This is a genomic window from Burkholderia pulmonis, from assembly GCF_984667975.1.
On the sequence record NZ_OZ480186.1, the window covers coordinates 3,098,645 to 3,121,289 of the forward strand.

General features: G+C 67.4%; 19 protein-coding genes. 9 read left to right on the forward strand and 10 right to left on the reverse strand.

Translation table 11 applies throughout. The features are described from left to right. Positions 1-14: 14 nt before the first annotated feature. From glyS to AC5LXK_RS14410, 4 genes are read left to right on the forward strand one after another with little or no spacing between them, the layout of a single operon-like run. The gene (glyS, locus tag AC5LXK_RS14395; protein WP_493389416.1) at positions 15-2,114 is read left to right on the forward strand and encodes a glycine--tRNA ligase subunit beta; all 2,100 of its coding nucleotides are present in this window, start codon (positions 15-17) and stop codon (positions 2,112-2,114) included. A 10-nt stretch (positions 2,115-2,124) separates the two neighbouring features. Continuing rightward, entirely contained in the window at positions 2,125-2,688 is a 564-nt protein-coding gene (gene gmhB, locus AC5LXK_RS14400) for a D-glycero-beta-D-manno-heptose 1,7-bisphosphate 7-phosphatase (RefSeq protein WP_493389417.1), read from the forward strand. A gap of 43 nt (positions 2,689-2,731) precedes the next feature. After that, positions 2,732-3,496: a lysophospholipid acyltransferase family protein gene (locus AC5LXK_RS14405; RefSeq protein ID WP_493389418.1), complete on the forward strand. Its 765-nt coding sequence runs from the start codon at positions 2,732-2,734 to the stop codon at positions 3,494-3,496. Positions 3,497-3,542: 46 nt separating this feature from the next. Then, positions 3,543-4,430, forward strand: a complete 888-nt coding sequence (locus tag AC5LXK_RS14410; RefSeq protein ID WP_493389419.1) for a M48 family metallopeptidase — start codon at positions 3,543-3,545, stop codon at positions 4,428-4,430. A 113-nt stretch (positions 4,431-4,543) separates the two neighbouring features. Here AC5LXK_RS14410 and gloA read toward each other — a convergent pair whose 3' ends face one another. After that, the gene (gene gloA / locus AC5LXK_RS14415) at positions 4,544-4,933 is read right to left on the reverse strand and encodes a lactoylglutathione lyase (protein ID WP_193099031.1); all 390 of its coding nucleotides are present in this window, start codon (positions 4,931-4,933) and stop codon (positions 4,544-4,546) included. Positions 4,934-5,271: 338 nt separating this feature from the next. On the opposite strand from gloA, the gene AC5LXK_RS14420 reads away from it, so the two are divergent. Then, positions 5,272-6,207 (forward strand): DMT family transporter, encoded by a 936-nt coding sequence (locus AC5LXK_RS14420; RefSeq protein WP_493389420.1) that lies wholly within the window; start codon positions 5,272-5,274, stop codon positions 6,205-6,207. 85 nt (positions 6,208-6,292) lie between these two features. Here the strand turns inward: AC5LXK_RS14420 and rsmA are convergent, their stop codons facing one another. The 4 genes from rsmA to AC5LXK_RS14440 are packed head-to-tail and all read right to left on the reverse strand — an operon-like array spanning position 6,293 to position 11,941. Beyond that, positions 6,293-7,120, reverse strand: coding sequence for a 16S rRNA (adenine(1518)-N(6)/adenine(1519)-N(6))-dimethyltransferase RsmA (gene rsmA / locus AC5LXK_RS14425; protein ID WP_493389421.1), 828 nt, complete (start codon positions 7,118-7,120; stop codon positions 6,293-6,295). 49 nt (positions 7,121-7,169) lie between these two features. Beyond that, on the reverse strand, positions 7,170-8,159 hold the full coding sequence (gene pdxA / locus AC5LXK_RS14430; protein ID WP_493389422.1) for a 4-hydroxythreonine-4-phosphate dehydrogenase PdxA: 990 nt from the start codon (positions 8,157-8,159) through the stop codon (positions 7,170-7,172). An 11-nt stretch (positions 8,160-8,170) separates the two neighbouring features. Continuing rightward, on the reverse strand, positions 8,171-9,529 hold the full coding sequence (locus tag AC5LXK_RS14435) for a peptidylprolyl isomerase (protein WP_493389423.1): 1,359 nt from the start codon (positions 9,527-9,529) through the stop codon (positions 8,171-8,173). A 51-nt stretch (positions 9,530-9,580) separates the two neighbouring features. Further along, the gene (locus tag AC5LXK_RS14440) at positions 9,581-11,941 is read right to left on the reverse strand and encodes an LPS-assembly protein LptD (protein WP_493389424.1); all 2,361 of its coding nucleotides are present in this window, start codon (positions 11,939-11,941) and stop codon (positions 9,581-9,583) included. 223 nt (positions 11,942-12,164) lie between these two features. Here AC5LXK_RS14440 and AC5LXK_RS14445 point away from each other — a divergent pair, with 223 nt between their 5' ends. Both AC5LXK_RS14445 and murU read left to right on the forward strand, forming a co-directional pair. Next, entirely contained in the window at positions 12,165-13,214 is a 1,050-nt protein-coding gene (locus tag AC5LXK_RS14445; protein ID WP_493389425.1) for an aminoglycoside phosphotransferase family protein, read from the forward strand. Between the two features lie 31 nt (positions 13,215-13,245). Beyond that, positions 13,246-13,965 (forward strand): N-acetylmuramate alpha-1-phosphate uridylyltransferase MurU, encoded by a 720-nt coding sequence (gene murU, locus AC5LXK_RS14450; RefSeq protein ID WP_493389426.1) that lies wholly within the window; start codon positions 13,246-13,248, stop codon positions 13,963-13,965. Between the two features lie 95 nt (positions 13,966-14,060). Here murU and AC5LXK_RS14455 read toward each other — a convergent pair whose 3' ends face one another. Continuing rightward, positions 14,061-15,932 carry an ABCB family ABC transporter ATP-binding protein/permease gene (locus tag AC5LXK_RS14455; RefSeq protein WP_493389427.1) on the reverse strand — a complete coding sequence of 624 codons (1,872 nt, stop codon included), beginning with the start codon at positions 15,930-15,932 and terminating at the stop codon, positions 14,061-14,063. Between the two features lie 174 nt (positions 15,933-16,106). Here AC5LXK_RS14455 and AC5LXK_RS14460 point away from each other — a divergent pair, with 174 nt between their 5' ends. Then, positions 16,107-16,502 carry an acyl-CoA thioesterase gene (locus AC5LXK_RS14460; protein WP_493389428.1) on the forward strand — a complete coding sequence of 132 codons (396 nt, stop codon included), beginning with the start codon at positions 16,107-16,109 and terminating at the stop codon, positions 16,500-16,502. A gap of 39 nt (positions 16,503-16,541) precedes the next feature. Here the strand turns inward: AC5LXK_RS14460 and AC5LXK_RS14465 are convergent, their stop codons facing one another. Beyond that, positions 16,542-17,024 carry a nitrate reductase associated protein gene (locus tag AC5LXK_RS14465; RefSeq protein WP_175847531.1) on the reverse strand — a complete coding sequence of 161 codons (483 nt, stop codon included), beginning with the start codon at positions 17,022-17,024 and terminating at the stop codon, positions 16,542-16,544. Positions 17,025-17,138: 114 nt separating this feature from the next. Between AC5LXK_RS14465 and fdhD the strand changes: the two genes are divergently transcribed. Continuing rightward, on the forward strand, positions 17,139-17,981 hold the full coding sequence (gene fdhD, locus AC5LXK_RS14470; RefSeq protein ID WP_493389429.1) for a formate dehydrogenase accessory sulfurtransferase FdhD: 843 nt from the start codon (positions 17,139-17,141) through the stop codon (positions 17,979-17,981). 51 nt (positions 17,982-18,032) lie between these two features. Here fdhD and AC5LXK_RS14475 read toward each other — a convergent pair whose 3' ends face one another. The 3 genes from AC5LXK_RS14475 to AC5LXK_RS14485 all read right to left on the reverse strand — a co-directional run bounded on the left by AC5LXK_RS14475 (position 18,033) and on the right by AC5LXK_RS14485 (position 22,553). Continuing rightward, entirely contained in the window at positions 18,033-18,800 is a 768-nt protein-coding gene (locus tag AC5LXK_RS14475; RefSeq protein WP_493389430.1) for an enoyl-CoA hydratase, read from the reverse strand. 91 nt (positions 18,801-18,891) lie between these two features. Next, positions 18,892-20,091 carry an acetyl-CoA C-acyltransferase gene (locus AC5LXK_RS14480; protein WP_493389431.1) on the reverse strand — a complete coding sequence of 400 codons (1,200 nt, stop codon included), beginning with the start codon at positions 20,089-20,091 and terminating at the stop codon, positions 18,892-18,894. A 26-nt stretch (positions 20,092-20,117) separates the two neighbouring features. Next, on the reverse strand, positions 20,118-22,553 hold the full coding sequence (locus AC5LXK_RS14485; protein ID WP_493389432.1) for a 3-hydroxyacyl-CoA dehydrogenase/enoyl-CoA hydratase family protein: 2,436 nt from the start codon (positions 22,551-22,553) through the stop codon (positions 20,118-20,120). Between the last annotated feature and the right edge of the window lie 92 nt (positions 22,554-22,645).

Here is a 22,645-nt window from a genome sequence, read left to right on the forward strand (position 1 = left end):
GATTCATTCCAATCATGACGCACAATCATCCCGCCCCCCTGCTCGTCGAACTGCTGACCGAAGAGCTGCCGCCGAAGGCCCTCGCGCGCCTCGGCGACGCATTCGCCGAAGGTCTCGCGCAACGCCTCGCGGCGCGCGACCTCGTCGAAGGCGAACTCGTGTTCGAACGCTACGCCACCCCGCGCCGCCTCGCCGTCGTCGTGCAGAACGTGCGCGCCGTCGCACCTGACCGGCAAGTCCGCGAAAAGGTCCTGCCCGTGTCGGTCGCACTCGACGCCGAAGGCAAGCCGACGGCCCCGCTCGCGAAAAAGCTCGCGGCGCTCGGCCACCCGAACCTGTCGATCGCCGATCTCGAGCGCGCGCAGGACGGCAAGGCCGAAGCGTTCTTCATCAACTACTCGGCGGCCGGCGCCACGCTCGCCGACGGCCTGCAGGCCGCGCTCGACGAAGCGCTCGCGAAGCTGCCGATCCCGAAATTCATGACGTACCAGCGCCCGGACGGCTCGGACGTGAAGTTCGTGCGCCCGGTGCATCGGCTGACGGTGCTGCACGACGATCGCGTCGTGCCCGTCACCGCGTTCGGCATCGATGCCGGCGACACCACGCTCGGCCACCGCTTCCTGTCCGACGGCCTCGTCGCGATCCAGCATGCGCGCGCGTACGCCGACACGCTGCGCGACAAGGGCCGCGTGATCGCGCACTTCGCCGATCGCCGCGAGACGATCCACACGCAATTGAACGAACACGCGAACGGCGACACCGTCGTGATGCCCGAATCGCTGCTCGACGAAGTCACGTCGCTGGTCGAATGGCCGGTCGTCTACCCGTGCCGCTTCGAGGACGAATTCCTGCAGGTCCCGCAGGAATGCCTGATCCTCACGATGCAGACGAACCAGAAGTATTTCGCGCTGACCGACGTCGCCGGCAAGCTGCGCTCGCGCTTCCTGATCGTGTCGAACATCGAGACGAAGACGCCGGGCGAGATCATCGAAGGCAACGAGCGCGTCGTGCGCCCGCGCCTCGCCGATGCGAAGTTCTTCTTCGAGCAGGACAAGAAGAAGCCGCTCGCCGACCGCGTGCCGCAGCTCGCGAACGTCGTCTATCACAACAAGCTCGGTTCGGCGCTGGCGCGCGTCGAGCGCCTCGAAGCGCTGGCCGGCGAGATCGCCCCGGCGATCGGCGCCGACACCGCGCACGCGAAGCGCGCCGCGCGCCTCGCGAAGGCCGACCTGCTGACCGACATGGTCGGCGAGTTCCCGGAACTGCAGGGCACGATGGGCACGTACTACGCGCGCCACGACGGCGAAGCCGACGACGTCGCGCTCGCGTGCGCCGAGCACTACCAGCCGCGCTTCTCGGGTGACGCGCTGCCGACCACGGCGGTCTCGACCGCCGTCGCGCTCGCCGACAAGCTCGAAACGATCGTCGGCATCTGGGGCATCGGCCTCGCGCCGACCGGCGAAAAGGATCCGTTCGCGCTGCGCCGCCACGCGCTCGGCGTGCTGCGCCTGCTGCTCGAGAAACAGTTGCCGCTCGACCTGGTGGCGCTGCTGCGCACGGCCCATGCACGCTTCGAAAGCGTGCCGGGCGTTGCCGAATCGACCGATGCGATCTTCGCGTTCTTCATGGATCGCCTTCGCGGCCTGCTGCGCGAGCGCGGCTATTCGGCCGGCGAAATCGACGCGGTGCTGAGCCTGAACCCGACGCGCATCGACGATCTCGTCGCCCGCCTCGACGCGGTGCGCGAATTCACGCGCCTCGCGGAAGCCGAAGCGCTCGCGGCCGCGAACAAGCGGATCTCGAACATCCTGAAGAAGTCGGAAGGCGGCGCGAACGGCCCGGTGCAGCCGGCGCTGCTCGTCGAGGCCGCCGAGAAGGCGCTGCACGAACAGCTCGCGGCCGTGACGCCGCACGTGCAGTCGCAGCTCGAGGCGCGGGCCTACACGGGCGCGCTGTCGGCGCTCGCCGCGCTGCGCGCACCGGTCGACACGTTCTTCAACGACGTGATGGTCAACGCGGAAGATCCGGCACTGCGCGCGAACCGTCTCGCGCTGCTGTCCGCGCTGCACCAGCAGATGAACTGCGTCGCCGACATCTCGAAGCTCGCCGCATAAGGGCCGAACGATGCCGACCAGCCCCAACCGAAAGCTCGTCGTCCTCGACCGGGACGGCGTGATCAACGTCGATTCGGATGCGTTCATCAAGACGCCCGACGAATGGATCGCGCTGCCCGGCAGCCTCGAGGCGATCGCCCGGCTCAACCACGCAGGTTATCGCGTGGTCGTCGCGACCAACCAGTCCGGCATCGGTCGCGGGCTGTTCGACATGGCCACGCTCAACGAGATGCATCTGAAGATGCATCGCGCGGCGGCTGCGGTCGGCGCGCGCATCGACGCGGTGTTCTTCTGCCCGCACACGGCCGAGGATCACTGCGACTGCCGCAAGCCGAAACCCGGCATGATGCAGATGATCGCGGAACGCTTCGAGATCGATCCCGATCACACGCCGGTCGTCGGCGATTCGTTGCGCGACCTGCAGGCCGGCGTCGCGGTCGGCTTCCAGCCGCACCTCGTGCTGACCGGCAAGGGCAAGAAGACGCTCGCCGCGGGCAATCTGCCGCCCGGCACGAAGGTCCACGACGACCTGCGCGCGTTTGCGCTCGATTTTCTTTCACACGAACACGAGTGATGCGGCTGCCGCGCGCATCCTCCCTAACGCCAGACTCACGCCGATGCGCTTCGTCCGCTCCCTGCTGCTGCTGATCTACTTCATCCTGTACACGGTGCCGTACGCCACCGCGTGCTTCATCGCGTTCCCGTTCATGCGCCCCGACGCGCGCTACTGGATGGCGGCCGGCTGGTGCAAGTCGACGCTGTGGGTCGTGCGCTGGCTGAACGGCATCCGCTACCGGATCGAAGGGTGGGAAAACCTGCCCGACGGCCCGGCCGTGCTGCTGTCCAAGCACCAGTCCGCGTGGGAGACGCTCGCGTTTCCGGCGCTGATGCCGAGGCCGCTCTGCTACGTGTTCAAGCGCGAACTGCTGTACGTGCCGTTCTTCGGCTGGGCGCTCGGGCTGCTGCACATGGTCAACATCAACCGCAAGGAAGGCAAGAACGCATTCAATTCGGTGATCCGCCAGGGCAAGAAGCGTCTGTCGGAAGGCGCATGGATGATCATGTTCCCCGAAGGCACGCGCACGCCGGTCGGCAAGCAGGGCAAGTACAAGACGGGCGGCGCGCGCTTCGCGATCGAAACCGGCACGCCGGTCGTGCCGATCGCGCACAATGCAGGTCGGGTGTGGCCGCGCAACTCGTTCACGAAATTCCCGGGCGTCGTCACCGTGTCGATCGGCAAGCCGATCCCCAGCGACGGTTTGACGCCCGATGCATTGAACTCGCAGGTCGAAGCATGGATCGAAGCGGAAATGCGCCGCATCGATCCCGATTCGTATCGCCAGGCGGGCGATGCCGGCACGCGCGATGCCGCGCGCGCCTGACGCCCCCGGATTGCAGCCGTTGCGTACGACAAAAAGAAGCGAACTGATGAAACAGCGTCCGCGGCCACGGCCTGCCGTCGTGGCTCTCGATCATCGCCAGATGGATCTGCCGCTCTTCGACGGGCCGGCCGCCGCACCCTCGGCGCCTGCCACGCCGCCGGCGCCCCCTGAAACGGCGCCCGCCGCGCCACCCGATCCGGGTCCGGCGCCCGACCGCTCGCGCGTGCGCACGTTCGCGCTCGACAGCCGTGTGCTCGAGTACCGGCTGAAACGCTCGGCCCGCCGCACGATCGGCTTCACGATCGACGGCAGCGGGCTGTCGATCACCGCGCCGCGCTGGGTCACGCTCGCCGACATCGAAGCCGCCATCTCCGAGAAGCAACGCTGGATCTTCGCGAAGCTCGCGGAGTGGAAAACCCGCACCGAGCAGCGCGCATTGCCGCAGATCGACTGGCGCGACGGCGCGGAGCTTCCGTATCTCGGCAAGACTGTGACGATCGCGCTCGGCGCGGGCGCTGTCGCATTCGACGCCGAGGCACTGCGGCTGTCGCTGCCGCTGCCCGTGCAGGCCGACATGCAGCAGATCAAGGATCGCGTGCAGGGCTGGTTGCAGGGTGAAGCGAAGCGCATCTTCGGCGAACGCCTCGCGGTTTACGCGGAAAAGCTCGGCGTCACGTATTCGATGTATGCGCTGTCGTCGGCCGCGACGCGCTGGGGCAGCTGCTCGAGCGACGGCAAGATCCGCCTGAACTGGCGGCTGATCCATTTCCCGATGTCGATCGTCGACTACGTCGTCGCGCACGAGCTGTCGCATCTGCGCGAGATGAACCACAGTCCGGCCTTCTGGCAGACCGTCGAATCGATCTTCCCCGAGTTCCGCGAAGCGCGGCACACACTCAAGCATCACCCGCCCGAGCTGCTGCCGTCGCTTTGACGCGACGGACACGGATGTACCGCCCATGAAAAAGGGCGATGCGGGTCACCCCGCATCGCCCTTTTTTGCTGCTGAGGCGCACGTCGCGCATCGCAGCCCGGTTCATCCGGCGCTCAGTGCGCCTTCTTCTGGATGAACTCGATCTTGTAGCCGTCCGGATCCTCGACGAACGCGATCACGGTCGTGCCGTGCTTCATCGGGCCGGCTTCGCGGGTGACCTTGCCGCCTTGCGCCTTGATCTTCTCGCAGGCCGCGTAGGCATCCTCGACCGCCACGGCCAGATGGCCGAAGCCGTTGCCGAGATCGTAGGACGGCGTATCCCAGTTATGGGTCAGCTCGATCACGGTACCCGTGCTCTCTTCTTCGTAGCCGACGAACGCGAGCGTGAACTTGCCTTCCGGATAATCCTCGCGACGCAGCAGCTTCATGCCGAGCAATTCGGTGTAGAACTTGATCGAGCGGTCGAGATCGCCGACTCGCAGCATCGTATGCAGCAAACGCATGTGTTGTACTCCTGTGGGGACTTTCCAGAACCGGGAACTCTACCAGAGTCGGGTGAAACCCGCCGGGGGCGCCTAGCTGGGGGCGCCTAGCCGGACGGCCGATGCCGCGCATCGGAGCGACGATCACGAACACAACGGCGGAAACCGGCACGATTCGGCCCGCCCGGCTACCGCACCGATCGGGTAACATCCTTCCACCTCGCACCAAAAACGGGCGCGCACGCCATCGCCCGAACGCGACCACCCACCCCTCCCTGAAGCCACACTGCCGTGCGAAACCGCCGATTCGAGCGCGCCGGACGCGCCGCCTGCCTCACCTCGCCGTGCGAGGCGTGTCGATGAGCACCGTTGCCGCCACCCCCGTGCGTCGCGCCCTCGATACGCGCGCCGTCGGCCTGATGCTGCTGTTGTGCGCGATCTGGGGCTTCCAGCAGGTTGCGATCAAGAGCACGAACGCCGCGATCGCGCCAATGTTCCAGGCCGGGCTGCGCTCGGTGATCGCCGCGGCGCTGCTGTGGGGCTGGGCCCGCACGCGCGGCACGCCGCTGTTCCGGGCGGACGGTACGTTCGGCGCGGGCCTCGCGGCCGGCGCGCTGTTCGCCGGCGAGTTCATTTGCGTGTTCTTCGGGCTGACGCTGACGAGCGCGTCCCACATGGCGATCTTCCTGTACACGGCGCCGTGTTTCACCGCGCTCGGCCTGCACCTGTTCGCACCTGGCGAACGGCTGCAGCGCACGCAATGGGTCGGCGTCGGCCTGGCATTCGCCGGCATCGCGCTCGCGTTCGCGGACGGCTTCCTGAAACCGCGCGCACCCGGCGCATCGGTCCTGGCCGGGCTTGCCGGCGACGCGCTCGGGATACTCGGCGGCGCGATGTGGGCCGCGACGACGGTCGTCGTGCGCTCGACAGCGCTCGCGCGCACCAGCGCGAGCAAGACGCTGTTCTACCAGCTCGCGGTATCGGCGGTCGTGCTGATTGCGCTCGCCGCGCTGTTCGGCCAGGTGTCGTTCGCGCACGTGACACCGGTCGCGGTGGCGAGCCTCGCTTACCAGTCAGTGATCGTCGCGTTCGTCAGCTACCTGTCGTGGTTCTGGCTGCTGACGCGCTACAGCGCATCGCGGCTGTCCGTCTTCACGTTCTTGTCGCCGTTGTTCGGCGTCGCGTTCGGCGTGCTGCTGCTCGGCGAATCGGTTGGCTGGCGCTTCATGTCCGCGGCCGCGCTCGTGCTGACCGGCATCGCGCTCGTCAACGCGCCGCCGCGCCGGCGGGCGTGACGACGACGAAAGGCACGCGCGCAACAAAAAAGGCTGCCCCGCAAGGCAGCCTCTTCGGCACATCCGGTCCGGTTCGCGCCGCGCGTTATCCGGCCTTGCGCACCGCCGCGAGCGCCTGAGCGACGCCGACGTATTCGGCCACGCTCACGTCCTCCGCCCGGCGTGCGAGATCGAAGCCGAGCGCATCGAAATCGATCGTCCCGCGGTAGTCGCCGAGCGTGTTGCGCAGCATCTTGCGGCGCTGCGAGAACGCGGCGGTGACGATTTCGCCGAGCAGCACGGAATCGACGTCCGGCAGTTCGTGCGGCTCGTACGGAATCATCCGGACGATCGCCGAATCGACCTTCGGCGGCGGCTGGAACGACTCCGGCGGCACGTCGAGCATCTTTTCCATCACGTAGCGGTACTGCAGCATCACCGACAGCCGCGAAAACGCCTTCGTGCCCGGCTCCGCAACCATCCGCTCGACGACTTCGTTCTGCAGCATGAAATGCTGGTCGATGACCGCATCGGCGAACGTCATCAGGTGAAACAGCAGCGGGCTGGAAATGTTGTACGGCAGGTTGCCGACGATCCGCAGCGACGGCTTGTCGCCAGGCGCCGCGAGCGAACGGAAGTCGAACGCGAGCGCGTCGCCCGCGTGCAGTTCGAGCAGCGCGCCGAAGCGCTGCTGCAGGCGCCCGATCAGGTCGCGGTCGAGCTCGACCGCGTGCAGCGGCAACTCGGGCGTCGCGAGACGCTCGATCAGCGGCCCGGTCAACGCGCCGAGGCCCGGGCCGATTTCGACCATGCGCTGGCCGCGCGCGGGGCCGATCGTCGACACGATCGAGTCGATCACGCCGTGATCGACGAGGAAGTTCTGCCCGAAGCGCTTGCGCGCGAAATGGCCTTGGTGCTGTCTGCTGTTCGACATCGACTGAGTAAAACGAAAAATACGACGAATGAGGTGAAACCGGGCCGCGTCAGGCCATGCGTCGGTGGCGCGCCATCGTGACGGCCGTATCGAGTGCGGCGATCATGCTGCCCGGATCCGCGCGGCCCGTGCCGGCCAGATCGAGCGCGGTGCCGTGATCGACCGAGGTTCGGATGATCGGCAGCCCGAGCGTCACGTTGATGCCCTCGCCGAACGTCGCAAACTTCAGCACGGGCAGGCCCTGGTCATGAAACATCGCGAGCACGCAATCGGCATCGGCCAGATGGCGCGGCTGGAACAGCGTGTCGGCCGGATACGGGCCGCGCGCGTCGATGCCCTGCGCGTTCGCGCGGGCCAGCGCCGGCGAGATCACGTCGATCTCCTCCCGGCCGAGATACCCGTTCTCGCCCGCGTGCGGGTTGAGGCCCGTTACAAGAATACGCGGTGCGGCGAGACCGAAATCGCGCCGCAGGTCGCGATCGATGATCGCGAGCGTCTCGACGAGCCCGTCGATCGTCAGCGCGGCCGATACGTCCTTCAGCGGCAGGTGCGTCGTCGCGAGCGCGACGCGCAGCGGTTTGTCGCCGGTACCGGCCAGCATCATCACGACGCGCGGGGTATGCGTGCGCTCCGCGAGATATTCGGTGTGGCCGGTAAACGGCACGCCTGCATCGTTGATCGTGCTCTTCTGCAAAGGCGCGGTCACGATCGCGTCGAACCGGCCGGCCAGCGCGCCGTCGATTGCCGTGTCGAGCAGCCCGAGCACGTAACGGCCGTTCGCCGCGTCAAGCCGGCCCGCCTGCACGGGTGCGGCGAGCGCATGGTGCGCGACCGACACCTGCGCGCCGCCGGCCAGCGTGGCCCGGTCGGCACCGACGGCGGCGACCCGCGCGTCGAGCAGCGCCGCATCGCCGAGCACGGTGAAATGCGCGTCGGGCCAGCGCTGCGCCGCGTCACGCAGCGCCTGCACGGTCAGCTCCGGGCCGACCCCCGCGGGTTCGCCGGTCGTGATCGCGATCTGCAGCGCAGGCGTGGTCATCTGACGCTCGCTCAGTTTGCCGGGCCGACGCCGCCGATCTTGTACTGCACGTACGACGAATCGCGCAGCTCGCGCAGCCAGTCGGCATATGCCTGTTCGGCCTTGCGCTGGCCGATCGCCTGACGGGCGATGTCCATTTGCTGCTGCACCGAGCCTTCCGCGTCGCGGCGGCCCAGCACCTGGATCAGGTGGTAGCCGTACTCGGTACGGATCGGCTGGCTGATCTGGCCGTCCTGCAGGTTGTTCATCGCACGCTCGAATTCCGGCACGGTCTCGCCCGGGCTGATCCAGCCGAGATCGCCGCCCTGCGACGCGGAACCGTCCTGCGAGTAGGTCCGCGCGAATTTCGCGAAATCGCCGCCGGCCTCGACCTGGTTGCGGATGTCGAGCAGTTGCTGGCGCGCCTGGCCTTCCGACTTGCCTTCACCCACGCGCAGCAGGATGTGGCGCACGTGCGTCTGCACGATCTTCGGCGCGGCCGCGGTCGCACCCTGGCTCTGGCGGCGGTCGACGAGACGCACGATCTCGAAGCCGTCCGGCACGCGGATCAGCGTCGGGTTGACCTCGCCCGGACGCAGCTTCGACGCGGCGTCGACGACCTCGGCCGGCAGCGCGCTCGGCGCCTTGAAGCCGAGGTCGCCGCCCTTCTTCGCGTCGTTCGCTTCCGAATTGTTCTTTGCGAGCTTTTCGAAATCGGCGCCCGACTTCGCTTGCTGCAGCAGCGCGTCGGCCTTCTTCTGCGCGGCTTCGATGTCGGCCTGCGGCGCGTTGGTCGGCGCCTTGATGAAGATGTGCTGGAAGCGCAGGTCCTGCTGCTGCGACGCGTTCGGCCCGCGCTGGCTCGCGATGTAGTTCGCGACTTCGGCGTCCGACACGGTGATCTTGCCGTCGACCTCGCGCTCGCGCAGCTTCGACAGCATCAGCTCGGTGCGTGCGTCGCTCGTGAAGATGCTCCAGGGCACGCCCTGCGCCTCGAGACGCGCGCGGTACTGGTCGAGCGTCATGCCGTTCGCCTGCGCGAGACGCTGCAGCGTGGACTGCACGGTCGCGTCGTCGATGCGGATCCCGTCGTCCTTGGCTTTCTGCACCTGGATTCGCTCGAGCACCATCTGGTTCAGCACCTGCGCGCGCAGCTGGTCGGCCGCCGGTACCGGTGCGTTCTGCTGCTGCAGCCGGCGTGCGATCAGGCCGACACGCTGGTCGAGTTCGCGGCTCGTGATCACGTCGTTGTTGACGACCGCGACGACTTCGTCGGCGAGCTGCGCACCTTGCGAACCGAGTGCCTGCGCCGCGGCCGGCGCGGCGGTGAGCAGCACGGCGGACGCGACGAGGCTGGACACGACTGCCGCGAAACGAAGGGTTTTCTTCATTGCCACTGAAACTCCATTGAAATCGTGCTGACCGGTGCAGACAAGCCGGCGTTATTCGTAGTTGCTGAAGCGGGACATCGGCGGCGGCGGCGGCGGCAACGGCGTGTAGCCCGGCACCCCTGCGCGGAATGCGGACACGAGCCCGTTGTCGACGGTCGACAAGCCCTTGAGCGTCAACTGCATCATGACTCGCGTCGACGAATTCTGCTGTCCCGACGAATTGATGCCGTTCGCAATCCGCTGCACCCCGACCCCGACCGCCCAGCAATCCGCGTCGTATTGTAAGCCGAGCAGACCGTCGATCACGCGATCGCCGGCGAGGTCGTAGTTGAAACGACCGATCGCATACAGGCGGCGCGTGAGCGGCCATTGCGCGGACACCAGGAACTGGTTGATCGGCTGGTTGTCGAGCGTCGTGTTCGAGCGCGTATAGCGATAGCCGACGTTGATCACGCGGCGCTCGCCCGGGCTGTAGCCGAAACCGACGCTCGACTTCACGAGCTGGTTGTTGTTCTGGTTGTACTGGAACGCCGTCTCGGACATGAAGCCCGAGCCGAGCTTCAGCGCCGCGCCGACGATCAGGTCGGAGTGGCGGGCCTGCGCGGCCGTCTGGCCCGAATTCAGCGTGACGCGCTGATCGGCGAAGTAGTACTGCTGCGCGATCACGAAGCGCGCACGTTCGTCGCCGGTGCGCGGATCGATGAAGCGCGACGTCAGGCCGGCCGTGATCCGGTTCGCGTCGGCGATCCGGTCGTTGCCGACGAACGTGTTCGGCTGGTAGATCTCCGCGAGGCCGAAGTCCGATTCCGCGGTGTCGAACAGCGGCGCATTCGACTGGTCGCGGTACGGCGTGTACACGTAGTACAGGCGCGGCTCGAGGGTCTGGATGAAGTCCTGGCCGAACAGCCGCACCGAACGGTCGAAGATCAGGCCCGTGTCGAAGCTCACGGTCGGGATCGACTCGGTGAAGCGCTTCGGACTGTTCGGCGTGGTCGACGACAGGTAGCTCAGGTCGTACGACGCGAAGTGGTACTGCACCTTCGGCACGACGAAGTAGCCGGGGCCGTACACGCCGTACGAGATGTACGGGTTGAAGACGACCCGGTCGCCTTCGGTCGCATCGGCCGTCGTGATGCGGAACCGCGAATAGTCGGCTTCCGCGCCGAAATCGAAGCCCCCGGCGTTGTACTTCGCGTACTTCACGTTCAACTGGGGCTCTCGGCCGTAAGGCGCGATCGACGGCAGCAGCGTCTGCCAGTGCTGGTAGCGCGCGAGCACCGACCACGGGCCCTTGTTGTACGTGAGGCCCGCTTCCTGCTGGTACAGCGTCTGCGTCCCGTTGATGAACTGGTTCATCGACCCAAGGTCTTCGGGATACAGCGTGTCCGAGACCTTGTTGTAGTAGACGTAGCCGCCGAAGCCGCCGCCGAAGTTCTGCTGGTGCTGCCAGTAGATCGCGTAGCGGTTGCGGTGCGCGAGCCGGTCATCCGGCAGGTAATTGGCCGTAAACGTGCCCGAATACGTCGGCGACAGGTAGCGGAACGTCGCCTCGGTCATCACCCCGCGCCGCGAGATGATGCGCGGCGTGAGCGTCAGGTCGCGGTTCGGCGCAATGTTGAAGTAGTACGGCAGCGTCAGCTCGAAGCCGTTGTTCGAGCTCATCGTGAACGTCGGCGGCAGCAGGCCGCTGCGCCGCTCGCCCGACAGCGGGAACGCCATCCACGGGCTCGCGAAGATCGGCACGCCCTGGAAGAACAGCACGCTGTTGCGCGCGGTGCCCTCGTCGGCGCCCGTATCGAAGTCGAAGCGGCTGCCCTTGATGTACCACGCGGGGTTCGTCGAACACTGGCACGCCGTGTAGGTGCCGTTGACGAACACCGAGCGCTCGTCGTCGACCATGTCCACGCGCTCTGCGCTGCCCGACCCGCCCGTCGTGTTGAAGTGGTACTTCGGCGCCGTCATGAAGCCCTGGTTCGCCTCGATCTTCAGGTGCGCCTCGGGGCCCGCGAACGACGTGCCGGAATTGACCACCTTGACCTGGCCGTACGCATCGGCCATGTCGGTATCCTGATCGTAGTGGATCGCATCGGCCTTCACGACGACGTCGCCGCGCCGCAGCTCGGCGGAGCCCTTCGCGGCCAGGTCCTGCTCGGCCGTGCCGCTCGTGTGGTCGGCGATCACGAAGGCAGCCGGCTTCGCGCCGTCCTTCAGCGGATGATCCTCGAGCTGGGGTGCGAGACGCAGATCCCACGGCGAGTCGAGCGGCTGCGGCTGCGCAGCCGCACCCGACAGCTGCGCGTACGACACGGCCGGCACGAGGCCGGGCACGGCCAGGAGCGCGAGCGCGAGCCGCCGTTTGCGCGGCGCCCCGTCACCGGGGAAAACATTCGGGAATAGCGGTTTGGGCGGCATCTATCGTTTGGCGAATCGCCCCTTGTCAACCGCGCCTGCACGGCACATTCGCGCACGGCGGGCCGCGCCGTCGCACCGCGACTGCGGCTGAGCGCAAACCGGGGAGGCGTTCGGGCGGACGGCGCGACAGGCAGCGGGCCTGCACGGCGGAAGCTGACGCGGGGCGCGTCAAAAAAGTCGTGGGGTATTATATGGCAAGACGTTCCCCCCTCCTCCGAGTTTCATGACGCCCCCATCCGCCGCATCCCAGCCCGACGCCCGCCTCGAAGCGCTCACCGCGTGGCTGCACCCGCTCGCCGGGCGCTACGCCCTCGACCTGTCGACCCTCGCGCCCGCGTCGTCGGACGCCAGTTTCCGCCGCTATTTCCGTGTCGCGTCGGCCGCGAGCCCCGGCGGCACGCTGATCGCCGTCGATGCGCCGCCGCCCGAGAAGTGCCGCGAGTTCGTCCAGGTCGCGCAGTTGCTCGCCGCGGCAGGCGACCACGTGCCGGACGTGCTGGCCCACGATTTCGACGCCGGCTTCATGCTCGTGACGGACCTCGGCCGCACGTCGTACATCTCGGTGCTCGACCCGGCCGACCCGGCCGCCGCGCGGCCGCTGATGCGCGATGCGCTCGATGCGCTGATCCGCTTCCAGCTCACGTCGAAGCCCGACGCGCTGCCGCCGTTCGACGAAGCGTTCCTGCGCCGCGAAATGGAGCTGCTGCCCGAATGGTTCGTCGGCCGCCACCTCGGCAGGCCCGTCACCGACGCGATGCGCGGCACGCTCGACCGCACGTTCGCGCTGCTGGTCGCCAGCGCGCACGCGCAGCCGCAGGGCTTCATGCTGCGCGATTTCATGCCGCGCAACCTGATGATCTGCGAGCCGAATCCCGGCGTGCTCGACTTCCAGGACGCCGTCTACGGGCCGCTGACGTACGACGTCGTGTCGCTGCTGCGCGACGCATTCGTCAGCTGGGACGAGGAGTTCGAGCTCGACTGCTTCGCGTACTACTGGGAAAAGGCGAAAAAGGCCGGCCTGCCGGTCGATCCCGATTTCGGCGAGTTCTACCGCCAGCTCGAATGGATGGGGCTGCAGCGCCATATCAAGATCCTCGGCCTGTTCGCGCGCATCAATTACCGCGACGGCAAGCCGCACTACCTGAACGACCTGCCGCGCTTCATCGCGTATGCACGCAAGGTCGCACTGCGCTACCGCCCGCTCGTGCCGTTCGCGAAGCTGCTCGACGAGCTCGAGGGCAATGCGCCGGCCGATGTCGGCTATACGTTCTGACGCCCTCCAGAATCCTGATACCCGGCCGACCATGAGCAATACCCTGACCACGGCGATGATCTTCGCCGCCGGACGCGGCGAACGGATGCGCCCGCTGACCGATACCTGCCCGAAGCCGCTGCTCGCGGCCGGCGGCAAGCCGCTGATCGTGTGGCAGATCGAGGCGCTCGCGCGTGCGGGCATCGAGACGATCGTGATCAACCATGCGTGGCTCGGCGACCAGATCGAAGCCGTGCTCGGCGACGGTTCGCGCTGGGGCGTGCGGCTCATGTATTCGGCCGAGGGCGAGGCGCTGGAAACCGCCGGCGGCATCGCGCAGGCGCTGCCGCTGCTCGAACGCGACGGGCAGCCGGCCGTGTTCGCGGCGGTCGCGGGCGACGTGTTCTGCGCATTCGACTACCGGACGCTCGCGGCCCGCGCCGCGCACATGGCCACGCTCGACGCGCCCGCGATGCACCTCGTCATGGTGCCGAACCCGCCGTTCCATCCGGCCGGCGACTTCGTGCTCCGCGACGACGGGCAGCTGTCGCTCACCGGCGCGCCGCGCGTCACGTTCGGCAGCATCGGCCTGTACGACACGCGGATGTTCCGCGACATCGAGCCCGGCTCGCACCGCGCGCTGTCGCCGTACTTCAAGGCGACCATCGAAGCCGGCCGCGCGAGCGGCGAATTGTACGAAGGTATCTGGGAGAACGTCGGCACGCCCGCCCAGCTCGGCGAGCTAGACGCACGGCTGCGCGCCGCCGGCTGACCGCACGACGGGCGATCGCGCACGACGTCCCGTCGCGCGGCCTTCCCCGCTGCACGCCAAGGCGCGCAGCTCGGCACGACCCCCGCCCCTGCCCGTTACGCGGTCTCGGCCTCTTCGCCGCCGGCTGCCGCGCGCTGCTGCTGCAGCGCCCACATCTGCGCATACAACCCTTCGGCGCGCACGAGTTCGTCGTGCGTGCCGCGCTCGACGATCCGTCCGTGGTCCATCACGAGGATCTGCTGCGCGTGCACGACCGTCGACAGCCGGTGCGCGATCACGAGCGTCGTGCGATGCCGCGCGATCTGGTCGAGTTCGTGCTGGATCGCGCGCTCCGACCGCGAATCGAGCGCCGACGTTGCTTCGTCGAACAGCAGCACCGGCGGGTCCTTCAGCAGCGTGCGCGCGATCGCGACGCGCTGCTTCTCGCCACCCGACAGCTTCAGCCCGCGCTCGCCGACCGGCGTGTCATAGCCCTTCGGCAAGCTTTCGATGAAATCGTGGATGTGTGCGGCGCGCGCTGCCGCGATTACTTCGTCGCGGGTCGCGGTCGGCCGTCCGTACGCAATGTTGTAGTAGATCGAGTCGTTGAACAGCACGGTGTCCTGCGGCACGATTCCGATCGACGCGCGCAGCGAATCCTGCGCGACGTCACGGATGTCCTGGCCGTCGATCCGGATCGCGCCGCCCGCCTGCCGGTCGAGATCGTAGAAGCGGAACAACAGGCGCGACAGCGTCGATTTCCCTGAACCGCTGTGGCCGACCACCGCGGTCGTCGTGCCCGCTTCGATCGTGAACGTGACGTCGTGCAGGATCTGCCGCGACGGCTCGTACGCGAAATTCACGTGCTCGAAGCGCACCTGCGCGCCGGCCACCGCGAGCGGCGACGCATCGGGACGGTCGGCCACCTCCTTCGGCGCCGACAGCAGCCCGAACATCCGGTCCATGTCGGTGAGGCTCTGCTTCAGCTCGCGATAGACGACCCCAAGGAAGTTCAGCGGGATGTAGAGCTGCAGCATGAACGTGTTGATCAGCACGAGATCGCCGAGCGTCAGCTTGCCCGCGAGCACGCCCTGCGTCGCGCGCCACAGGATGAACACGAGCCCCGTGCCGATGATCGCCTGCTGGCCGAAGTTCAGCACCGACAGCGAGTTCTGCGAGCGGATCGCGGCCGTCCGGTAGCGCCTCAGGTTCTCGTCGTAGCGCTGCGCCTCCCACTCCTCGTTGCCGAAGTACTTCACCGTCTCGTAGTTGATCAGCGAATCGATCGCCCGCGAGTTCGCGCGCGAATCGAGTTCGTTCATCGTGCGGCGGAAGTGCGTGCGCCAGTTGGTGACCTTCACGGTGAACACGATGTACGTGACCAGCGCCGCGAACGTCACGTACGCGTAATAGGCCTCGTACTTGACCACGAAGAAGCCGAGCACGAGCCCGACCTCGACGAGCGTCGGCAGGATGCTGTACAGCGAATACGAGATCAGTTGCTGGATGCCGCGCGTGCCGCGCTCGATGTCGCGCGACATGCCGCCCGTCTGACGCTCGAGGTGAAACCGCAGCGACAACCCGTGCAGGTGCCGGAACACCTGCAGCGCGAGCTGGCGCACCGCGCTCTCGGTGACCTTCGAGAACAGGATCTCGCGCAGCTCGGTGAACAGCGACGTCGACAGCCGCACGAGCGCATACGCGACGACCAGCAGCCCGACGCCACCCGCGAGGACGACGCCGGCCGACTGTTCGGCACGGCCGATCGCGGTGATCTGCTGCACGTAGGACAGGTGGTCGACGATGCGCTTCATCACGACCGGCACGCCGAGGTTCGCGACCTTCGCGCCGATCAGGCAGGCGAGCGCGAGCGCGACGCGCCATTTGTAGGTGGTCAGGTACGGCAGCAGCGACCGGATGGTCTGCCAGTCGTTGCGGGGCCCGGTCGAAGCCGGCGCGGGCTCGCCGGAAGCAGGAAGTCGGCGCATGGGGGATCGGTGATGCGGCGGTGCCGGACGCGTGTATCGGCGGCCGGCTCGCGCGCTTTCTCGTACAATTTGCGAACGTTGTATTGTCGCAGAAGCCGCTTCGCGCCGCTGCCGGCGGCCTCGCCGGCCAGCCTGCGCGTGGCGGCCTATTTATTACAGGATGAAAGTATCACCATGACCGATTCGACCCTCGAACTCCCGCAGATGCAGCCCGCGCTGCGCGTCGTCCCGCAACCGCACGACGCGAACGTCCACGGCGACGTGTTCGGCGGCTGGATCATGTCGCAGGTCGACATCGCCGGTTCGATCCCCGCGAGCCAGCGCGCGAACGGTCGCGTCGCGACGGTCGCGGTCAACTCGTTCGTGTTCAAGCAGCCGGTATTCGTCGGCGATCTGCTGAGCTTCTACGCGACCATCACGCGCACCGGCAACACGTCGATCACGGTCGACGTCGAGGTGTACGCGCAGCGCATGCGCTTGATGGGCGAAATCGTGAAGGTGACCGAAGCGACGCTCACGTACGTCGCAACGGGCCCGGACCGCAAGCCGCGGCAACTGCCGCCGCTCTGACGGCGAGCGCCGCGCTTCGGCGCGGCAGGCGGCCCGTCGTCAGTGCGTGGCCGTCAGCCCGAACTCCCGCATCGCGGGCAGGAAATCGTGATTCAGCTTCGGCTTGCGCGACAGTTTCACCAGCACGTAACGCTGGAACGGCGCGAGCCTCTGCCATTGCGCAAGCGCGGGCGCCGTCAGCCCGGCCAGCGCGCTCTGCTGCACGAGCATCTCCGGCACCGTGTCGACGGCGCGCCAGGTCGGCTGCTCGTCCGGCTGGAACCATGACGGTTCCAGATCGGCGTGCGTGCGCAGCATTTCGAACAGCGCGTGATCGAAGTTGGGCTCGATCGCGGTGTCGTCGTCGGCCGGAAAGCGCGCGAGCAGCTTGCGATCCTCGAGCGGCAGCAACTGCCACTGTTCGAGCGAAATCCGCAGACCGAAACGGTCGAGATTGAAACGCACGATCATCGGGATGTACGTGAAGTTTTCCGACGAATCGTGTTCGAAGTTGAAGAGCAACGGAGCGTCGCTGAGTCCCATGGTCGTTACCTGACGTGGCGGATGCCGGCGCGGCCGGCCTGCCTGAGGTATTTTAGAACCTCTGCGCGCGGGCGGCGGCACGATTGTCGCCGGCCGTGCTTCGAATCAACGGGAGTGCTCGTGAATCCGACCCAATCCGACGAACTGTGCGATGACCCGCGCGGCGCGATCGAGCTGTCCGTGCGCCGCACGCGCGGCGGCGCCGTCGAAACCGCGCACGATTACGTGGGCCAGGAATGGCCGGTCGCCCTCGTCTTCAACGGCATTTCGCATGCGGTGATGATGTGTACGCCGTGCGACCTCGAAGCGTTCGCGGTCGGCTTCGCGATCTCGGAAGGGATCGTCGCACGCGGCAGCGACATCAAGGACATCGAGGTGATCCTGCATGCCGACGCAGCGCTGCCGCATGCGGAAGTGCATCTGGAAGTCGTCCAGCAGGCGTTCGCCGCGCTGAAGGACCGGCGCCGCGCGCTCGCGGGGCGCACGGGCTGCGGCGTGTGCGGGATCGAAAGCATCGACTTGCTCGACCTCGCGCCCGAGCGCGTGCCCGACACGGGCTTTCTCGCGCGCCTCGCGCCCGACGCGCTCGCGCGCGCGGCGCACGGGCTGCCGGCGCACCAGGCGCTCACGAAACTCACCGGCGGCCTGCATGCGGCCGCGTGGTGCGACGCAACAGGCACGATCCGGACGGCATTCGAGGACGTCGGCCGCCACAACGCGCTCGACAAGCTGATCGGCTCGCTCGTGCTGTCGCGCGCCGACACCACCGACGGCTTCGTGTTCCTGTCGAGCCGCGCAAGCTACGAGCTCGTGCGCAAGGCCGCTCGGGTCGGCATTCCGCTGGTCGCCACCATCTCCGCGCCGTCGTCGCTCGCGATCGGGATCGCGAAGGCGGCCGGCCTGCGGCTCGTCAGCTTCTGCCGCGAAACCGGCCACGTCGACTACGGCACGGCCTGATTGAGAATACGGGCGAACGCCGGCAATCCACCGCCGGCGTCCCTTGATCCATCAGTCGAACTGACGGAAATCCGGCTTGCGCTTCTCGAAGAATGCCGTCATCGCCTCGCGCGCTTCCGGCGCGCGCAGCATCGCGGCGAAGTGGCGCGCTTCCTCGGCCATCCGCGCGGGCGTCGCCACGCCGCCCGTATCCTTCAGCAGCGCCTTGGTCACGCGCAGCGATGCCGCCGGCAGCGCCGCCAGCTTCGCGGCCTGTTTCGCCGCGAACGCGTCGAGCTCGGCAGCCGGCAGCACGCGATTGACGATGCCGATCCGGTGCGCTTCCAGCGCGTCGAACGCCTCACCCAGCAGCAGCTTCTCGGCGGCGACCTGATGGCCGGCCAGGCGCGGCAGCAGCACGCTCGAGGCGGCTTCCGGGCACAGTCCGAGCTGCGCGAACGGCAGCGAGAACGTCGCGGTGTCGGACGCGTAGACCAGATCGCAGTGCAGCAGCATCGTCACGCCGACGCCGATCGCGAGGCCCGGCACCGCGGCCACGACCGGTTTGCTCGCGCTGCTGATCCGCGCGAGAAACTGGAACACCGACGCGGTATCGTCCTTCGGCGGCGCCTTCAGGAAATCCTCGAGATCGTTCCCCGCGCTGAAGTTGCCGTCGCTGCCGCGCAGCAGGATCACGCGGATCGCCTTGTCTTCCTGCGCGTCGGCGAGCGCATCGGCCATCGTCTGGTACATCGCCGCCGTCAGCGCGTTCTTCTTCGCCGGGCGCGCGATCGTGATCGTCATCACGCCATCGGCGCGTTCCACTTGAATTTCGGCCACAACCGTCTCCTTTGACTTTCCTCTATCGGAATGAAAAACGGTGCGCGAGCTCGTGGCCCGCGCACCGTCGTCGCTTTTCGTCGCGTCCCGCTTACAGGCGTTCGATGATGCCCGCGGCGCCCATGCCGGTGCCGACGCACATCGTGACCATCCCGTACTTCAGGTTGCGGCGGCGCAGGCCGTGCACGACGGTCGCCGCGCGGATCGCGCCGGTCGCGCCGAGCGGGTGGCCGAGTGCGATCGCGCCGCCCATCGGGTTGACCTTCGACGGGTCGAGGCCGAGATCGCGCATCACCGCCAGCGATTGCGCGGCGAACGCTTCGTTCAGCTCGATCCAGTCGAGATCGTCCTGCTTCAGGCCGGCAGCCTTCAGCGCGGCCGGAATCGCTTCCTTCGGGCCGATGCCCATGATTTCCGGCGGCACGCCACGCACCGCGAAACTCACGAAGCGTGCGAGCGGCGTCAGGTTGAATTCCTTCAGCACCTTTTCCGACACGACAAGCAGCGCACCCGCGCCGTCCGACGTCTGCGAGCTGTTGCCGGCCGTGACCGAGCCCTTGTTCGCGAACACCGTGCGCAGCTTCGCGAGGCCTTCGATCGACGTATCCGCACGCGGACCTTCGTCGAGCGCGATCTCGCGCGTCTTCACGTCGACTTCGCCGGTCGCGAGGTTCGGGAAACGCTCGGTGAGCGTGTATGCGGCGATCTCGTCGTTGAACTCGCCCGCTTGCTGCGCGGCCAGTGCCTTGCGGTGCGATTCGACCGAGAACGCATCCTGGTCTTCGCGGCTCACCTTCCACTGCTCGGCGACGCGCTCGGCCGTCAGGCCCATCCCGTATGCAATGCCGAAGTCCTCATTGCGATCGAAGATGTGCGGCGACATCGACGGCTTGTTGCCCATCATCGGCACCATGCTCATCGATTCGCAGCCGCCCGCGAAGATCGCGTCCGATTCACCGACGCGGATGCGGTCGGCCGCCATCGCGAGTGCGGTGATGCCCGATGCGCAGAAACGGTTGACCGTCACGCCGCCGACCGTCTGCGGCAGGCCGGCGAGCAGCGCGCCCATGCGCGCGACATTCAGGCCCTGCTCGGCTTCCGGAATCGCACAGCCGATGATCGCGTCTTCGATCAGCTTCGTGTCGAAGCCGGGCACCTGCGCGACCGCCGACCTGAGCGCGTGGACCAGCAGCTCGTCGGGGCGCGTGTTCTTGAAGACACCGCGCGGGGCCTTGCCGATCGGGGTGCGGCTGGCGGCGACGATGTATGCGTCTTGCAGTTGTTTGCTCATTTGAAGCTCCTTATCCGCTCGCTCACTCAGTTACGCACCGGCTTGCCGGTCTGCAACATGCCCATGATCCGTTCCTGCGTCTTCTGCGTGCCGAGCAGTTCGACAAACGCGCGACGCTCCAGCGCAAGCAGCCACTGCTCGTCGACGAGGCTGCCGGCTTCGACGTCGCCGCCGCACACGGCTTCGGCGATGCGGCTCGCGATCAGGTAGTCGTGGTCGCTGATGAAGCGGCCGTCACGCATGTTGACGAGCGATGCCTTGATCGTCGCGATCGCCGAGCGGCCTGCGACCGGCACGTCCTTCGCGCGCAGCGGTGCGCGGTAGCCGGTGGCGGCCAGCGCACGCACTTCCTTCTTCGCGGTGTCGAGCAGCTCGAACACGTTGAAGATGATCGTGTCGGACGGCTTCACGTAGCCCATCGCACGCGCATCGTGCGCGGACGCCGAGACCTTCGCCATCGCTGCGTTCTCGAACGACTTCGTGACGAACTTCAGGATGTCGGTGGTCGCGTTCGCGGCCGTCGCGGCATCCGCTGCGCGCAGCGCCGCTTCCTTCAGGCCGCCGCCCGCCGGCACGAGGCCGACACCCACTTCGACGAGACCGACATAGCTCTCGACGTGCACGACACGCTTCGCGCTGTGCAGCATCAGCTCGCACCCGCCGCCGAGCGCGATGCCCGACACGGCTGCAACGACCGGCACGTTCGCGTACTTCACGCGCAGCATGCCTTCCTGGAACTTCTTCACGAACGGCTCGATGCCCTTCGCGCCGCCCATCATGAACGCGGGCATCGCCTCTTCGAGGTTCGCGCCGGCCGAGAACGGGCCGCCCGGCGTGCCGAGCTTCAGCGACGTCGGCTGCCAGATCACCACGCCCTTGTAGTCCTTCTCCGCGAGTTCGATCGCCTGCACGAGGCCGTCGATCACGCTCGGTCCGATCGTGTTCATCTTCGACTTGAACGACACGATCACGACGTCGTCTTCACCCGCACGGTCGTCGACCCATGCACGCACGGCGTCGGTCTCGAACAGCGTCTTGCCGTACGTCTTCGGATCGGCGCCGGTTTCGCCGAGCAGCGGCGCACGGAACACCTGCTTGTCGTAAACCGCGAGGTCCGAACGCGGCACGAAGCGCTTCGCAGCCGGCGCCCACGAGCCTTCGGCCGTGTGCACGCCGCCCTTCTCGGCGACCGCGCCTTCGAGCACCCACGACGGCAGCGGCGCGTTCGCGAGTGCCTTGCCGGCGGCGATGTCTTCCTGCACCCACTCGGCGACCTGCTTCCAGCCGGCAGCCTGCCAGCCTTCGAACGGGCCTTCGTTCCAGCCGAAGCCCCAGCGGATCGCGAGGTCGACGTCGCGCGCGTTGTCGGCGATCGACTCGAGATGCACGCCGATGTAGTGGAACACGTCGCGGAAGATCGACCACAGGAACTGCGCATGCGGGTGGTCCGTCTCGCGCAGCAGCTTCAGGCGTTCCGCCGGCGGGCGCTTCAGGATGCGGGCGACCGTTTCGTCAGCCTTCGCGCCCGAATCGACGTAGGTGCCCGTCTTCGCGTCGAGCACCTTGATCGCCTTGCCTTCCTTCTTGTAGAAACCGCCGCCCGTCTTCTGGCCGAGCGCACCCTGCTTCACCAGCTCGGCGAGCACGGCGGGCGTCTGGTAGACCGGGAAGAACGGATCGTCGGCGAGGTTGTCCTGCATCGTCTTGATCACGTGCGCCATCGTGTCGAGGCCGACCACGTCCGCCGTGCGGAACGTCGCCGACTTCGCGCGGCCGAGGCGGCTGCCCGTCAGGTCGTCGACTTCGTCGAAGCGCAGGCCGAACTTCGCGGCCTCGGTGATCACCGCGAGGATCGAGAAGATGCCGACGCGGTTCGCGATGAAGTTCGGCGTGTCCTTCGCGCGCACGACGCCCTTGCCGACGATGCTCGTCAGGAACGTTTCGAGCTGGTCGAGGATCTCCGGACGCGTATGCTCGGTCGGGATCAGCTCGACGAGGTGCATGTAGCGCGGCGGGTTGAAGAAGTGCACGCCGCAGAAGCGCGACTTCAGCTCGTCCGAGAAACCTTCGGACAGCTTCGTGATCGACAGGCCCGACGTGTTGGTCGCGAAGATCGCGTTCGGCGCGATGTGCGGCGCAACCTTCTTGTACAGGTCGTGCTTCCAGTCCATCCGCTCGGCGATCGCCTCGATCACGACGTCGCATTCGGCCAGCTTCGCGATGTCGTCTTCGTAGTTCGCTGCCTCGAGGTACTTCGCATCGTCCTTCACGCCGAACGGTGCGGGCGACAGCTTCTTCAGGTTCTCGATCGCCTTCAGCGCGATCGCGTTTTTCGGGCCTTCCTTGGCCGGCAGGTCGAACAGCAGCACCGGCACGCGTGCGTTGATGAGGTGCGCGGCGATCTGCGCGCCCATCACGCCGGCGCCCAGCACGGCGACCTTGCGAATCAGGAAATTGCTCACGGGATGTCTCCGGATAGTGTCGTGCAGCGCGGGATGTGGGGCTGCACGGAGAAGTGAGTACCAGGAACCGTTGCGTCCGGGCGGCGCGCGGC